Origin of the sequence: Exiguobacterium sp. s143 (genome assembly GCF_018618895.1) — a bacterium.
Taxonomy (GTDB): domain Bacteria; phylum Bacillota; class Bacilli; order Exiguobacteriales; family Exiguobacteriaceae; genus Exiguobacterium_A; species Exiguobacterium_A abrahamii.
Genome location: NZ_JACSMX010000001.1, coordinates 504,759 through 520,785 on the forward strand (window position 1 = coordinate 504,759; position 16,027 = coordinate 520,785).

The 16,027-nt window shown below is 42.3% G+C and carries 16 protein-coding genes and 1 tRNA gene; 8 read left to right on the top strand and 9 right to left on the bottom strand.

What is annotated here, in order from left to right:
* Positions 1–21: 21 nt before the first annotated feature.
* The 5 genes from KNQ03_RS02920 to KNQ03_RS02940 form a co-directional block, all read right to left on the bottom strand.
* Positions 22–888 carry a helix-turn-helix domain-containing protein gene (locus tag KNQ03_RS02920; RefSeq protein WP_214723509.1) on the bottom strand — a complete coding sequence of 289 codons (867 nt, stop codon included), beginning with the start codon at positions 886–888 and terminating at the stop codon, positions 22–24.
* Between the two features lie 38 nt (positions 889–926).
* A complete protein-coding gene (locus tag KNQ03_RS02925; RefSeq protein ID WP_214723511.1) occupies positions 927–1,808 on the bottom strand; it encodes a helix-turn-helix domain-containing protein in 882 nt (293 codons plus the stop codon).
* 83 nt (positions 1,809–1,891) lie between these two features.
* A complete protein-coding gene (locus KNQ03_RS02930; protein WP_214723514.1) occupies positions 1,892–2,776 on the bottom strand; it encodes a helix-turn-helix domain-containing protein in 885 nt (294 codons plus the stop codon).
* A 13-nt stretch (positions 2,777–2,789) separates the two neighbouring features.
* Entirely contained in the window at positions 2,790–3,677 is an 888-nt protein-coding gene (locus KNQ03_RS02935) for a helix-turn-helix domain-containing protein (protein ID WP_214723516.1), read from the bottom strand.
* Positions 3,678–3,766: 89 nt separating this feature from the next.
* Positions 3,767–3,837 (bottom strand) — tRNA-Thr (locus KNQ03_RS02940).
* Positions 3,838–4,274: 437 nt separating this feature from the next.
* On the opposite strand from KNQ03_RS02940, the gene KNQ03_RS02945 reads away from it, so the two are divergent.
* Entirely contained in the window at positions 4,275–5,450 is a 1,176-nt protein-coding gene (locus KNQ03_RS02945; protein ID WP_214723518.1) for a MalY/PatB family protein, read from the top strand.
* A 260-nt stretch (positions 5,451–5,710) separates the two neighbouring features.
* A complete protein-coding gene (gene putP, locus KNQ03_RS02950; protein WP_214723520.1) occupies positions 5,711–7,183 on the top strand; it encodes a sodium/proline symporter PutP in 1,473 nt (490 codons plus the stop codon).
* A 56-nt stretch (positions 7,184–7,239) separates the two neighbouring features.
* On the opposite strand, the gene KNQ03_RS02955 is transcribed toward putP, so the two are convergent.
* Entirely contained in the window at positions 7,240–8,031 is a 792-nt protein-coding gene (locus KNQ03_RS02955) for a class I SAM-dependent methyltransferase (protein WP_214723522.1), read from the bottom strand.
* 41 nt (positions 8,032–8,072) lie between these two features.
* Positions 8,073–8,387: a hypothetical protein gene (locus KNQ03_RS02960; RefSeq protein WP_023468579.1), complete on the bottom strand. Its 315-nt coding sequence runs from the start codon at positions 8,385–8,387 to the stop codon at positions 8,073–8,075.
* A gap of 204 nt (positions 8,388–8,591) precedes the next feature.
* On the opposite strand from KNQ03_RS02960, the gene KNQ03_RS02965 reads away from it, so the two are divergent.
* From KNQ03_RS02965 to KNQ03_RS02975, 3 genes are all read left to right on the top strand, one after another.
* Positions 8,592–9,074 (top strand): GNAT family N-acetyltransferase, encoded by a 483-nt coding sequence (locus KNQ03_RS02965; RefSeq protein WP_064299696.1) that lies wholly within the window; start codon positions 8,592–8,594, stop codon positions 9,072–9,074.
* A gap of 126 nt (positions 9,075–9,200) precedes the next feature.
* Positions 9,201–9,899, top strand: a complete 699-nt coding sequence (locus KNQ03_RS02970) for a queuosine precursor transporter (protein ID WP_029341956.1) — start codon at positions 9,201–9,203, stop codon at positions 9,897–9,899.
* A gap of 58 nt (positions 9,900–9,957) precedes the next feature.
* Positions 9,958–10,314 (top strand): PilZ domain-containing protein, encoded by a 357-nt coding sequence (locus KNQ03_RS02975; protein ID WP_195864839.1) that lies wholly within the window; start codon positions 9,958–9,960, stop codon positions 10,312–10,314.
* 236 nt (positions 10,315–10,550) lie between these two features.
* Here KNQ03_RS02975 and KNQ03_RS02980 read toward each other — a convergent pair whose 3' ends face one another.
* Positions 10,551–12,221, bottom strand: coding sequence for a glycoside hydrolase family 13 protein (locus tag KNQ03_RS02980; RefSeq protein ID WP_214723524.1), 1,671 nt, complete (start codon positions 12,219–12,221; stop codon positions 10,551–10,553).
* 224 nt (positions 12,222–12,445) lie between these two features.
* On the opposite strand from KNQ03_RS02980, the gene KNQ03_RS02985 reads away from it, so the two are divergent.
* Genes KNQ03_RS02985 through KNQ03_RS02995 form a run of 3 tightly spaced genes read left to right on the top strand, consistent with a single transcriptional unit; the run spans position 12,446 to position 14,379 of the window.
* Positions 12,446–13,063 carry a hypothetical protein gene (locus tag KNQ03_RS02985; RefSeq protein WP_064299693.1) on the top strand — a complete coding sequence of 206 codons (618 nt, stop codon included), beginning with the start codon at positions 12,446–12,448 and terminating at the stop codon, positions 13,061–13,063.
* Positions 13,064–13,111: 48 nt separating this feature from the next.
* The gene (locus KNQ03_RS02990; protein WP_214723526.1) at positions 13,112–13,906 is read left to right on the top strand and encodes a thymidylate synthase; all 795 of its coding nucleotides are present in this window, start codon (positions 13,112–13,114) and stop codon (positions 13,904–13,906) included.
* Positions 13,903–14,379, top strand: a complete 477-nt coding sequence (locus KNQ03_RS02995; RefSeq protein ID WP_064299692.1) for a dihydrofolate reductase — start codon at positions 13,903–13,905, stop codon at positions 14,377–14,379. The genes KNQ03_RS02990 and KNQ03_RS02995 overlap by 4 nt, the downstream gene beginning before the upstream one ends.
* A 51-nt stretch (positions 14,380–14,430) precedes the next feature.
* Here the strand turns inward: KNQ03_RS02995 and KNQ03_RS03000 are convergent, their stop codons facing one another.
* Positions 14,431–15,948, bottom strand: coding sequence for a GGDEF domain-containing protein (locus tag KNQ03_RS03000; RefSeq protein WP_214723528.1), 1,518 nt, complete (start codon positions 15,946–15,948; stop codon positions 14,431–14,433).
* Positions 15,949–16,027 lie beyond the last annotated feature (79 nt).

Genomic DNA, 16,027 nt, shown 5'->3' on the forward strand with positions numbered 1-16,027 from the left:
TCCTTTCTTTCACTTCCGTCCTCACATTTGAAAGTGGAGAAATTGTTTTTTACCTTTTAAGACTAACGCGGCATGATTCTCATTGCCGAAGGCAGTAAAAAGTGAATAGGCATGAGTAAACGCATCATGGATATCACACTTTGGATAATTCAATTCTTCATAGAAACATCCTCTTTGATAAAAGAAATGTCCTAACATCGCTGTATCTTTTCGTTCGACGGATAAACGAATTCCTTGTTCAGTAACCTGTAATCCTGTTTTAAAGTCATTTTGAAAATACAACTGTTGCGCATGATTATATATGATTTTACACTGTAATTTTTTAAGTGCATATGTCGAATAATCATACGATAATAATCCTTCATAGATTTTTCGCGCATATGGATATTGACCGTTCAAGTAATAATAGTTCGCAACCGACATTCGAATACGTAAATAAAGAACAGGATACTCTATTTCCATTTGGTGTTCATCCGATAAGCGAAGCAATTGGGAGATACATGTCCGGTAATCAATATCTTTTTTACCTTCGCGAGCGACCCATTCAAAATAATGAATCAATAATTGAACGGAAGGAGGAAGACTAGGTGGTAAACGTTTCATAAATTCTAGCATTTCATCATAACGACGTTGCCTAGAAAAGTCCGACAGTTGTACGTCATAGTCATGAAATAGCTTTACTTCATTTGAATCGATGAAGATTTGTCCCATTGAAATATGTAACTTTTGAGACAAACGTTGAACAAGATCGATTGTTGGCATTATTTTTCCATTTTCAATCTTACTTAATTCCGCTTGACTACATACATCCTTTGCCAATTCTTTTTGTGTTAAATTTTTCTCGATTCGTAGTTGTTTTATCTGTTTACCAAATGACTCGATACGCAACCTTTCCTCCTCCTTTCTTGTATTTTTTAGTCATGATCTTAGTCCAGTACAGATTGTAAATATGAACCTTTCGTTTTTAGAACGATAGTAGCGTATTGTTTCATCTGAAAAGCAGAGAATAATTCATACGCCATCGTATAATCATGTTTCATCTGCATAAAATTCGTATCCATCCGTTCATGAAACTCGCCACGTTGATAATACAAGTGTGCTAAGTAGGAAGTCTGTCTCAATTGTCGACTGAGCTGTATGCCTTCCTCGATGATACGAAGACCCTTTTGAGGCTGATCCATTTTATATAATAATTTTGCATAGTTATAAAGAATCTTTAGTCGTTCACTCTTTAGACCGCTGATTTCTGTAGTAATGCGTAATACTTCATCATATATTTTTTCTGCTTGTTGGTACTGTCCGCATTCCGCATATAAAATGGATAATGCCATCTTGATTCGAAAGTAAAGCACCGGATCTTTCACCCATAAATCCTCTTGATCCATCCATCGCGTAAATAAAACGGAGGTCGTTCGATAATCAACTTGTTTTTTTCGATATGCAATCACAATTTCATAGTAGGTCATTAATCGTCTTATTTCATCAGAAGATTCACTTACTGAGATTTTTTTCATTTCATGAAAACATTCATCGAAAGCATTCTCGCGTAGTAAGGTACTAAGTTTTTGATCAAGGATATTTACCTGCTCCAATTGATGTTCAGAATTGCTCTTTAATAATTCTGATATAGGAATACGAAGTACTGTTGCGAGTTGTTGTAATAATTCCACAGTCGGCATCGTCTTTCCGTTCTCGATCTTACTAATTTCAGCTTGACTACAAATCCCTGCACTCAGTTCTTTTTGCGATAACCCCTTCAATTGTCGAAAAAATTTGAGTTTCTTACCAATAGAATGTTCGTCCTTCATCTCATCACCTCTTTAAAATAAACGAGTTGCACTTTTCATGAAAAAACCTCCTTGTTTACCAAGAAGGTCACGTATCCTTTTTATTAATTCTCAAAAGTGAACAACATATACGACTCCTTCATGCGAAGAATCATTTTCTTTCGAACGTCGTGCTCAAATGCATGAAATAGTGCATAGGCGACTGAATATTGTTTTTGGAGTGACTTCTCATCCTCACCTAAGTATTCATCATAGTGAGCGAGTTGATAATAAAAATGACCGAATAGAAATGTATGATTATGCAACAAGCATAACTCATATCCTTTTTTGGCGATGACGATACTTTCCTCAGACTTCCCTTGGTACTCAAGGATCTGACAATGATTGAAGTAAATTTTCAATAGCGCATTTAGATGGGTAGTGGACTGAAGAACTTCGATTTCATTTTCTAATTCCTGATACACGGATTCCGTTAAATGAAATAAATCCTGCTCTGAATACATATTCGCAATTGCCATTTTGATTCGAATGTACAATTGAATGGACTGAGACCAGACTTCTTTTTCAATCAACAAGTTGCTGAGTAGGCTTGCTGCTGCCCGAAAATCGATTCGATTTTGCTTTAATTCAATGATCGTCTTGATGTAGCTTTTTAAAATGTCGATTTCGACGATGCTATCCTTTTCTTGCTGGTGAATTCGCTCTAACGCCTCTTTGTATTTCTCTTCTCGAAGCAAATCGGATAAGAAGCGATCTAGTTGAAAGAACTTTTCCTCATCGGTATGTTCTTGAAACAACAAAGAGATGGGAACTTGCAACCTTACAGCAAGTTGTTTTAATAATTCCACAGTCGGAGAATTTAACCCGTTTTCAATTTTACTAATTTCAGCTTGACTACATAAATCAACACATAGTTCTTTTTGAGTCATTTGCTTTTCGATACGAAATTGTTTGATTTTTGTACCAATCGATGAAGTTAAAGTATTCATCTCCATCGTTTATTCACTCACTTTCATTAATCGGAAATAAGAGGTGTTCAGAAAAATAGGTTTCAAGGATTTTTAGATAAGAGTGACTCTGAGTAGCAATGAAAAAAGAATAAGCGGTCGTATACGCTTCCTTTGTTTCTGATTCAGATCCTTTTAACGCCTCTAATAAAATTCCTTTTTGAAAATAAAACTGTCCAAGATACGTTAAATCCTGCAATTGTTTTGTCTCTTCGATGACCTTTTCAACTTCCTGCAGCCCTTCTTCGAATCGTTCAAACTCTACTAAATTACGTATGAAATTATACATGATCTTCATTCGAATTTTTTTATATTCTCTTGTTTGATAAGGTAAGCCTAATAGTTCCTTATAAATTTGATGGGCACGACTATATTCTTCGTGGTTCGTATACAGAACAGCAATCACCATCTGAATTCGTGTATAAAGAAGAAAGGATTTGTCTTTGACCTGTTCCTGTCTGACAACTTGTAATAAGGAGGCGATACATGTCCGAAAATCAATATTTCCTCTTTCATAGTCTAGTAATTCTTGGTGGTAGCGAATTAAAATTTGAGTTTCAACCGCATTATTAACGTTCTCATATTTTGCTAAGTCTTTTGCCATATCTGAATACGTTTTTTCACGCAAATGCCGAATCATTCGTTGGTCTATCTCATTTAACTTTTGTGATACGATTTCATCTTCAAAAAACAATGAAATCGGGATGCGTAATCTTCGACAAATCAGCTGTAACAAATCAATCGTTGGGGAATTTCGACCATTTTCGATTTTACTGATTTCAGCCTGACTACAAATTCCTTCACAAAGTGCTTTTTGTGTCATTCCTTGTTTTTTTCGTTCTTGCTTGATCTTATCACCAACAGAATGAATGACTGGATGCATAGAGGTCACTCCTCAAATCAAAAATATCGAACTCATGAAAAAAGTCTTCCGTTTCAAGTATATATCACTTGAGACGGAAGACGTGTCTATGCTTCCGGCGAGAATCGAACTCGCACTGCAGCATTACCATTGCTGAGGTCTGCCATTAACCTACGGAAGCTTGTAAAACCTAATTCTAGTATAACTTATAGAAAAAGACAAAACAAGAAGTCGATGCTTTTCAGCTCAACTTCTTGTCACTAATTTACAGTGTAGTTTTCGTTAGCGAGTTATCATAGACGACTAAAACTGAATAATGTTCATCCGCTTTAGACGCAACAAATGTTGAAAATTTTAATGTAATGATGGCGTTTGATCCGACCCCATTATTTTCAAAAAATTCATTTAGTCTCTCCTCTAATTCCTCAGGCGATCGCCCGACGACTACTTTAGAATGCAACATGATCATCACTCCGTTTCATTATGGTAGGTTCGAGTTTATTAATTGCCTGATCATATAAATGTTAAACCTTTATTTTTTCGACTTGCCCCACTCTCTCTCTATCCGCTATGGTGAAATGGAGTCATTCAACTATTGAAGAACAGGAGTGAAGTCTGATGGAACAAATCAATTTTGATGAAACGATCGAGAAACGAAATACAGGATCCGTCAAGTGGGACGGGCTCCCTTCGCTATATGGATCAGATGAGCTGATTCCGATGTGGGTCGCGGACATGGACGTCCGTCCACCCCACCATTTGACAGAACGATTGACTAGACGTGCTGCTACAGGTCATTTCGGTTACTCGATGTTTGAAGACGAAGCAAAACGAGCGATTCAACAATGGTTTCAAAAGCGATATGACGTCACAATCACTACTGATTCCATTCTCTACTCAAGTGGTGTTGTTCCAGGACTTGCACATACGGTCCTCGCACTGACGGAACCGAGTGATGAAATCATCATCCAGACACCTGTCTATCCTCCATTTCATCAAATCATTCAGTCTAATCAACGACAACTCATTGAAAATCCGCTTCTTTTAGACGGTGAGACGTACCAGACTGACTTTTCACTTCTCGAACGACAAATGCGAACAGCACGTATGATGATTCTTTGTAGCCCGCATAATCCAAGCGGTAAAGTCTATCCGAGAGAAGAATTACAACAAATCGTCGAACTCGCGAAGCAACATGATGTTTATCTTGTATCCGATGAGATTCATGCGGACCTCGTCTATACAGGTTCCGTGCACACGCCCATTCTCGGTTTGGATTATGAAAAACTCATTTTAGTGAGTGCACCATCCAAAACGTTCAATATTCCGGGTCTCTATGCGTCTTATCTAATCGTACCTGACATCTCGATTCGTCAACAGATCGAACGTGTCCAACAACGTCATTTCGTTCACCCGAATGCATTGGCTTCGACTGCGATTTCAGTAGCGTATGGTGATGCTATGAGTGAGCAATGGCTGTCACAATTACTTGTGTATTTAGAAGGAAATCGTGACCATGCCATCCGTCGGATTCGCCAAGAGATGCCAAAATTAGACGTTGTCATTCCAGAAGCAACTTTCCTGTTGTGGATCAACTTCAAAGCACTCGAACTAGATAGTAAAACACGAGCAGATTGGCTCGTCAAGGAGGCAAAAATCGCTCTAACGCACGGTTCTTCGTTCGGATCTGGTGGAGAAACATTTGAACGTTTAAATATCGGGTGTCCTCGTGCACAATTAGATCAGGCATTAGACCGTTTAAGCGCCGCATACCAACGGTTTTGGACCAATTAACATCACATAAATGATCCTAATTTATTAGGATCATTTATGTTTTATTAAATTATTCAGAACATTTCGAGTAGTAGAACTTTAACAGGGACTAAAACCGTCCCGACCCCTTAAGGCACTAGGCGTGGCGGCACTTTTCATGAAAATGAAGTGACTTGCAAAGTCGTTTTATCCCCTGTAAGGTGGGGAACATATCATTTGGCGAACAAGTCAATACATGCTTGATCGCTGAAAAAACTATTGCATTTGGAGGATTTAACTTTATGACGCAAGAATGGATTTCGATCATCCTGTATCTTGTTCTCATGTTGGCAATCGGTTATTTTGCCTACAAGCGAACGACGAATACAGAAGATTACATGTTAGGCGGACGCGATCTCGGTCCAGGTGTCACAGCACTCTCTGCTGGTGCATCGGATATGAGTGGATGGATGCTCATGGGACTTCCCGGCGCCATGTATGCAACAGGTGTATCAGCCCTTTGGCTCGCACTCGGTTTATTGATTGGATGTTACGTAAACTATATCGTACTCGCACCACGTTTCCGTCTCTATACGGAAATGGCAAACGACTCAATTACGATCCCTGATTTCTTAGAGAATCGCTTTGAAGACAAATCACGCGTGCTTCGTACCGTATCGGCACTCGTTATCATCATTTTCTTCACGTTCTACACATCAGCTGGAATCGTATCTGGCGGAAAATTGTTCGTCAGCTCATTTGGATTTGATTACCACTATGGTATGCTCTTGACGATTGCGGTCGTAATCGCCTACACACTTTTCGGCGGTTTTCTCGCAGTTAGTTGGACCGATTTCGTCCAGGGCTGTATCATGTTCATCGCACTCGTTCTCGTACCAATCGTCGCATTGACAGACGTTGGTGGAATCGATGGTGCCTACAATTACGCTGAAAAATTAGACCCTTCGTTGTTTGATCCACTTAAAGGAACAACGATTCTTGGAATCATCGGTTTCCTAGCTTGGGGACTTGGTTACTTCGGTCAACCCCATATCATCGTCCGCTTTATGGCGATTCGTTCTGTTAAAGATTTAAAAAGTGCCCGTCGCATCGGGATCGGTTGGATGTTCGTCTCTATCATCGGTGCGATGATGACTGGTCTTGTCGGGATCGCTTATTTCGAAGGACAAGGCAATGGACTCGGTGATCCGGAAACAGTCTTCATCCGTTTCTCGGATGTCCTATTCCACCCGTATATCACAGGATTCTTGATGGCTGCGATTCTTGCAGCGATCATGTCGACGATTTCATCACAATTGCTCGTTACTTCGAGTGCGTTGACAGAAGATTTTTATAAGACGTTCTTGAAAAAAGACGCATCGGATAAAGAACTCGTCCTGACAGGTCGAATTGCCGTTCTTGTCGTTGCCGTCATCGCAAGTATTCTCGCGTGGAACCCATCAGCGACGATTCTTGCACTTGTCGGTTATGCATGGGCTGGATTCGGTTCTGCCTTTGGTCCAATCATCTTGCTTTCTCTTTACTGGAAACGGATGACGAAACAAGGCGCACTAGCTGGTATTATCTCAGGTGCCTTGACTGTCATCATCTGGGTTCAACTCGGACTCAGTACGACGCTTTATGAAATGGTACCTGGATTCTTCACAAGCTTGATCTTTACGGTCGTTGTCAGCTTGATGACGAAACAACCGGTCAATGCCGTTCAGGAAACGTTTGAAGAGATGGAAGACGAATTAAAAGACGCAGTTCAATAATCAGCGAATTACAAAAAAGACCTCTGCCGAAACATCGGCAGAGGTCTTTTTTTGACTTACAATTCAATTACGCCATAATGCAACTTCGACGTCTTCCGCTTTGTTCGTTCGAACCCAAACCGTTCAAACAAGGGACTTTCATAATGTGCTTTTAAAACGATGCGCTGACGTGCCACACGCTTCGCCTCCACCATCGCTTCCTCGGATAAGGCTTCATAATTCGCAAGCGTTCGTAAAGCGTCGAGATGCGTCGATTCTTCGACGGTCTGTTCGAACATAGGATCAAAGTAGATGACATCAAAGGAATTATCCGGACATTCTTTCAAATAGGCGAGATGGTGTTTGACTCTCACTTCAATTCGTCGCATCGCTTGATTGATCGGTTCGTAGGATTCTTCCCACCGTTTTAATCCGTTCTTGACGACAAATGCTGTCTCAACCCGACTTTCTAACCCGATGATCCGCCCCCGCTCTCCGATGGCATGACTCATGACGATGGCATCTGCTCCAAGACCAAGTGTGCAGTCAAGCACACGCATCCCTTCCGATAAGCGTCCGATCGCAATGAGAGGGTCGCCTCCACCTGCATCAATTTGTTTGATGCGAAACACCGCACTCGAAGGATGGAAAAAGAACGATGTCGTCTCGCCTAATGGATATAAATCAAGCCGTTGTTTATCGACGACAAGCACCGGTAATCCTGTCTCCTGTTGCAAGTGTTCTATGCTTTTTTTCTGACGCACGACGTAGATAAAATGTATCGTCTCATCCGCTAACAACTGCTTCACACGATGATGCACGTCGTCAGTCGGACGAAGACATGTCGTCAGTCCAATGGTTGGTTTCATAATGTGTTCCTCCACAAAAAAATAAGCTAGCCGGAGCTAGCTCATTTCTTTTTCTTCAATAATCCTTCGATATCTTCAATCAATGCTTTTTTCGAAATCAGGTCTTCTTGCTTTTCCTGTTCGACTTTTGCATCGACCGTCGTCCGCTTCATGAGTGCCTGAAGCGTCTCATCAATGCTTGACTTCAAATGATCTCGGTCTTCTTTATTAAGGGAAAGATCATGTTGAACTTCATCCCCTTGTTCATCTAATTGGCGTAAGCGTTCCGTCAATTGTTTCGCTTCACGATTCAAGTCCGAATACAATCGTTCGATTTGCTCTAGACGCAATTTGATTCCGTCACGTTCTGTGAACACGTTTTCCAGCCCCTTCCAGTATGCAGTTGTCTACATCATTACTTTACCATATTCCGAGGTAATTAAAACAATCACAAGATGATTACAGAATGACTTTTTTTAGATTTCTTCCTGCGGATCGATTCCAGTTAATTTTTGCAATTGCACGGAGGGTATCGCTATAATGTAAACGAAGCATCAATTGGGATGAGGGAGGATTTTGTGATGGAATTGAGACGTCGAACATTACGTCATGTCGATCAAGCTGAGTATGATCATTTCTTGAAGTATGGCGAGCAAGCATATGGACTGACTCCGCAAGAAATCAAAGGGTATGACCATGAGCTTGGAGAAGAGCGGGCTTTTGATTCCGTCGAGCACAGTTATCCTGAAGATTATTACTTTGATATCGTTGAAGCAGATACGATCGTGGGGCGGGTTCTGCTCTTAAAAATGGGTCACTACTTCCAACTCGACTTCATGGTGTTTGATCCCTATACGCGTCGGGGTCTAGCTACTCAAGCAGTTGCTGAAGCATTGACGTATTCCGGGGTACTAGATCGTCACGAAGTACGCGCGCGCGTCCTTGAACAATCTCCACACGCTTCGTTTGCAAAACGCATTTTGGAAGCGAATGATTTTACGTCGACAGAGAACTATTACGTCAAAGGAAGACGTCGTCGGTACTCTCTGCAACGAATGGGCTAAAGACCGTCCGAAAGACCATGAAACTTATGGTCTTTTTTTAATGCCCCTCATCTCTTCATCACCTTTGACAGTTGATGAATTTCAGCGTACAATTTTCATCTGTATGAACAGAAAGGAGTACATCTCATGAACGAATGGTTATGGATCCCTTCCATTTTTTTAACGATGGGATTATTGATTTTCAGTTATTATTTATTTGGTAAGACAGGATTGTTGATGTGGATTGCCATCGCAACAATCATTGCAAACATCCAAGTTACACAAACCGTTGATATTTTCGGTTTCGTCTTTACGTTAGGGAACGTCGTGTATGGCAGTTGTTATCTAGCGACAGATATCCTCAATGAAAAATACGGAAAACAGGTCGCTCGTAAAGGCGTCTATATGGGGTTCTTCTCCCTGATCACGACGACCGTTCTCATGCAGTTCAGTCTCTTATATACACCACTTGCTGATAAGGCTGCACTCGAAACATCCGATTCCTTGCATTTATTGTTTGGACTTTTACCATGGATTGCTGTCGGTAGTCTTGCCGCTTATCTTGTCTCGCAACTATTCGATGTCTTTATTTATTCAAAAATCCGTCAGAAGACAGGCGAACGTAAGCTTTGGTTACGGACGACAGGGTCAACTGTATTAAGTCAATTGCTTGATACGTTGACGTTTTGTGCGATTGCCTTTCACGATATGCCCTTCTCCATCTGGTGGCAAATCTTCATTACGACGTATCTCGCGAAATTCGTTGTCGCTTGGTTCGCGACACCATTCATGTATTTAGCAAAACGTATCCATCCGACGAAACAATCGACAGACGCTGCTGCATGACCAAAAAAAACTAGAAGACTTGACGAAATTGTCGGATAATGGGATTGGAGGTGCCTACATGAAAATCAAACGGAATGAACCCTTTCGATATACGCTGAAAAAACCAATAACAGGTGAATTTCATTTATTGAAAAATGATCAGCGTACTCCTAATGGACTGATGAAAATTCATAATATCTCACCGAACGGACTAGCAATCAGCACAGAACTAAAACTTCCACTCCTCAAATCAATGAAAATCGTTGTTGAGTTCTCATTGATCGAGGGTCAAGAACCTTTGTGCATCGAAGGTCAGTTATTGCATGAGAAGCCAGTGGGGCCCGAAAGACTGTATGGCATCCGCCTCAATCCGTCAACGACTGATCGTGATACGATCATCGCTCAGGTTAAACAAGTCGCTCAATTGGAGCGATAATTTATAAGGAAAAGGTGGCAGATCATCATTCTGCCACCCTTTCCTTGTAAAAAAATGACGCGTCACACGCAACTTCTATAGGAACAGCGCATTTATGCGCTTCAAAGACAAACAAGACCCGCTTTCCTGCTTGAATGAAGCAGGAAAGCGGGTCTTGGTGTCTCGCCTGAGAAAGGGGCGTGAAAAGACGCGTCATTCTTTTTTTGAGTCAGCCCTCTGTTTTATGCCTAGATGAATCAACCTTCAAACGTACGGAAGACGATGGCCTCATAAGGTCGAAGTGTGAGTTCGTCGGTAACAACGGCCCCATCATAGTTTCCGATGACGCGGTCTGACGTATCATGCGTAGACGGAATATTCACATCATGATCCGCAAACGAACAGTAGACATACCATGTCTCCCCTTCAAGCGTTCGTGAGTAGGCGTATACTTCTGGATGATCTTCGAGTAAGAGTTCATAGCGACCATAGACGACGAGCTCATGGTCATGTCGTAGACGAATCAACTGTTGATAGTAATAAAAGATGGATTGCTCATCTGCAAGCGCCTGTTCGACGTTGATTTCCGGATAGTTCGGATTGACCTTCAACCATGGTGTTCCCGTTGAGAAACCAGCGTTCTCCGACGCATCCCACTGCATCGGTGTCCGCGCATTGTCACGTCCTTTGACATGGATGGAACGTAGTAGTTCAGCCGGTGATGCTCCTTGTTCCGTACGTTCTTTCCACATGTTCCGAATTTCGATATCTTCATAGTCCGCAATGTCTTCAAAAGCGACGTTCGTCATGCCGATTTCCTCGCCTTGATAGATATATGGCGTCCCTTTTAACAAATGCAATAATGTAGCAAGCATTTTAGCTGACTCGACGCGGTACGTCGTGTCATTTCCGAATCGACTGACGACGCGGGGTTGATCGTGGTTGTTCCAATAGAGCGAGTTCCAACCCGTCTCATGTAAGGCCGTCTGCCATTTTGTGAAGTTTTGCTTGAGTTTGAGTAAATCAAACGGAATGACGTCCCATTTCCCGTTCGGACCTGAATCGAGATCCATATGTTCGAACGTAAAGACCATGTTGACCTCTTTACGTGCCGGATCCGTGTAAAGGATGGCATCATCCGTCGTCGCTCCTGGCATCTCACCGACTGTCAGGACATCGTATTTACCGAAGGAAGCTTCGTTCATCTCGTGTAAAAACTCATGGACACGTGGTCCATTGATATAATGTTCTCCACCATCTCCATACAGTGCTCCTGGATGGACCGTCGCATCTGGTAAGCCGGGTGTCTTCGAAATCAAGTTGATGACATCCATTCGGAAACCATCAATCCCTCGATCCAACCAACGACGAATCATCCCGTACACATCGTGACGCATCTGCTCATTTTCCCAGTTCAAGTCAGGCTGCTTCTTCGAGAATAAGTGTAAGTAATACTCATTCGTTGTTTCATCATATTCCCAGGCAGGTCCAGAGAAAATCGATCCCCAGTTGTTTGGTAGCGAACCGTCTGGATTTGCCGGGCGCCACATATAATAATCCCGATATGGATTGTCCTTGCTTTGACGCGACTCCGCGAACCACTGATGTTCATCTGACGAATGATTGATGACGAGGTCCATGACGATTTTGATATCTCGTGCATGTGCCTCATCTAGAAGACGATCAAAATCATCCATCGTCCCGAATTCCTTCATGATGGCTTCATAATCACGAATATCATAGCCATTATCGTCATTCGGTGAATCATAGACAGGACTTAGCCAAATGACGTCGATACCAAGTGTCTTCAAATAATCCAACTTTTCGATGATTCCGTTCAAGTCACCGATTCCATCCCCATTCGAATCATTATAACTACGTGGGTAAATTTGATAAACGACACTATCATGCCACCATTTACGTTCCATCCTCAACACTCTCCTCTTTTATGTACGTAACGTGCTACATATTGAGCAAACGATTGCATCAATTTGTAAAAGCGCTTTCAATTATCACAACGTCATCTTAACATGTCCATGAGAGGTGCTCAAGCAAGAACCTTAACATATTTGATATCATGAAATATGAAATCCAAGTGTTTACTACATCCAAGATGATGGGAAAGAAAGGTATGAGAAAGGAGTGTGGACAAATGTATCGTCGATATTTGCTCTTCCTTGTCTGGGCGATTGCTATTGTCTTCATCTTATTATTTGGAAATAATCGTGTCTTTCCAGAAGGTTTCTTGATTTCGTTTTTACGTTTCGACCAAAGTCAATTTGATACATCCGCGTTAAGTTTATTTGCCTTACTCGGTATTTATCCGTTCGCTTTCTTTTTACTATTTCTAGATGAGAAACGATTCATGCGGCCCGGACCGCTCGTCGCAAGTATTGGATCGTTCTTCTTAGGTGCCTTCGTGTTGATGCCTTATGTCGCCCTCGCTATTCCAAGGAAAACGTTTCTTCCTTTTCGTCGTCGCGGGTGGATTCCTACCGTCGTCGCCTTACTTAGCGTCGTGACGACATTATTGCTTTGGATTGCTCTTGCTCGATCTGATTGGAGTATATTCCGCATCTACTTTGAGACCAATCAATTCGTTCGAACGATGACCGTCGATTTGTTATTATTCTACATTCTGCAAGTCTATCTGCTCCGGCGCATTCGTGTTCGGAATGCACAATCATTAGAGTGGCAAGACGTGATTCCGCTCTTTGGCTTATTTCGTTATCTATTCGCAAGACATTTACCGACATCCTCAAAATCTTAATTTATGTTACAATGAAATTTGGATTTTTCGAAAAGGAGATGTCATCCGATGGAACAATATCATGCACTTTGCGAACACATTTTGGAACACGGAACAAAAAAGGAAGACCGGACGGGAACGGGAACACTCAGCGTGTTTGGTCACCAAATGCGCTTCTCCCTTCAAGATGGCTTTCCTCTCATTACGACGAAAAAGTTACATATGAAGTCGATCATCCATGAGTTGATTTGGTTCATCTCGGGTGATACGAATATTCGTTATCTACAGGAAAATGGTGTGCGGATTTGGAACGAATGGGCAGATGAGAACGGAGATCTAGGTCCTGTTTACGGAGCACAATGGCGCTCTTTTCCACGTCCAAATGGCACGACGGTCGATCAGCTGGCACAAGTCATTGAACAGATCAAAACGAATCCGGATTCTCGTCGTTTGATCGTCAGTGCTTGGAATCCTGGACAAGTTGATGAGATGGCGTTACCACCTTGTCATCTCTTGTTCCAATTTTATGTCGCTGACGGAAAACTATCATGCCAATTGTATCAACGTTCAGCTGATGTTTTCCTAGGCGTACCATTTAATATTGCATCTTATGCGTTACTGACACATATGATTGCTCATGTGTGTGGACTTGAGGTTGGTGACTTCGTTCATACGCTCGGTGACGCTCATATCTATTCAAATCATATTGAACAAGTTAATCTTCAGTTGACGCGTACCCCGAAAAAATTACCGACGCTGCGCTTCGCTCGAACAGTCGATCGTATCGAAGACTTCCGCTTCGAAGACATCATCATTGAAGGCTATGATCCTGATCCGCACATTAAAGGTGTGGTAGCCGTATGATCACACATATCGTAGCGTATACAAAAAATCATGTCATCGGTCGTGACAATGCGATGCCTTGGCACCTTCCAGCTGATTTAGCTCACTTCAAACGTACGACGATTGGCAAACCGATCATCATGGGACGAAAGACGTTCGAATCCATCGGACGACCGTTGCCCGGTCGAGAGAACATCGTCATTACGCGCGATCAGACGTTTGCAGCCGAAGGTGTAACGGTATGGCATGATCTATCTGCTTTACAACCATACGTCGATTCAGAAGAAGAAGTCTTTTTGATTGGTGGTGGAGAGTTGTTTGCTCAAACGCTTCCTCTTGCTCGCCGCCTGTATGTCACTGAAATTGATACGGTTCTTTCTGGAGATGTACATTATCCCGAAATCCCATCTTCATTTCAGATTACTTCCGAAACACATTATGATGCGGTCGAGGGAAACGATTATCCGTTCATCATTCGTCGATATGATCAGTAACTAAAAAACAGCCACATTGCTCCGTATGACGGACAAATGTGGCTGTTTTTTTTAAGGAATTTGCATGATCCATTCAGCAATCCATTCCTCCATATCAGAATCGATCTGTGAGGTCATGATATAGTCTGTCGCACCGCATGATAACGCCTTGGCTAAACGATCGTCTTCTTGATCTGTCACGACCAAAGCATCAATGATCGATTCCCGTTGTTGTCTCCACTCCTCTAATCGTACAAAGTTCTCGCTTGCTAACTGATCGAGTGAAAGAATCGCCAATTGTATTGGCGACGTCCGTTGATCATCTAGCGGAATCACCTCAATATGGTATTTCGGATGATCCGGCATATCAAGCGTATGTACCTGTTTAAGGAATCCTTCCTCGACACGGATATAGACTGGTATTTTTTCGATCGATATCGCTGTCGAATAGGACACCACTTGATTACGACCATTACGTTTCGCTTGATATAGAGCTTCATCTGCCTCTGCTGTTGCTTGCGCCAGGGATGTGTGGAGATCAAAAGCAAAGGAGAGACCAATCGAAACTGTTACTTTTAATCCGTTCGCAAAAATATGGCGCTCGACACGCTCGCGAATTTTATTCATACTCGCAACTGCTTGCGGTACTGTTTCTGCTGAAAACAATAAGATGAATTCCTCACCACCGAAACGAATGAATTCATCATCGAGACGAGCGGCTTGTTGAACGACGGTAGCTAGTTCGGAGAGGACCAAATCCCCCGTTGGATGTCCATGTAAATCATTGATCCGCTTAAAATGATCGATATCAAAAATCGCTAACCCAAATGTCCGCTGTTCACGTTCGAGACGTGCTACGCGACGATCATAGGCACTTTGGAGGTATTTCCGGTTATAAGCTCCCGTCAGTTCATCGACCAAGATCGTCGAAGATACGACCCTTAATTTTCGTAATAGTCTCGCTAGACGAACATGTCGTTCTTCATTCGTCACTGTCTCATCCCAGTAGTCATCAGCTCCCATCTCATAGCTGACTTGACGAATGTCAGACCGGTTCGGACCTACGATGATGACGGGAACGAATGCTGACTCCATTTGTTTGATCAGTTTTTGAGTCAACTCTAAGGATTCCGCGATAGATGCATGGTCGATGATGACAGCATCCATAGCAATATCATGTGATATCGACAACGTGTCTTCCACCGAACTGAAGAATCGTGACATATAGCGCTCCTGTTCGAGCGATTTCTTCCATTTGATATTCTCAAGAAAACGTCTTGTCACAGTGACGACCAATTCTTTTCGAATCCGATTGGCGCGTGAGCGTTCAGACAACTGATCGACGATTGGCCGCAGTAATTCTTTAACGATCGGCTGAGTGATGACCGCATTCATTTGTTCCCACGTCGCTTTTTCCCGACTCACTTGATCGGCAAGTCCTTTAAACAGTTCCTCTCTCCCGAGCCCTTCAAGCCAGCTTGCTAATGCGAGCAATTCTGTCCGTGGCACGGTCGGCATCCGAAGTAACGTCTCCACCATGATGATCGTCTGTTGCAGTTGTTTTTCTATCCGTTTTCGACTCCGTTCCATCCAATCCCCTCTCTTTCCATACATCCGAAGAACCGTCCTCGGATAAAGAGAAAGCGAGGGAATTCCCCCGCTTTTTCAA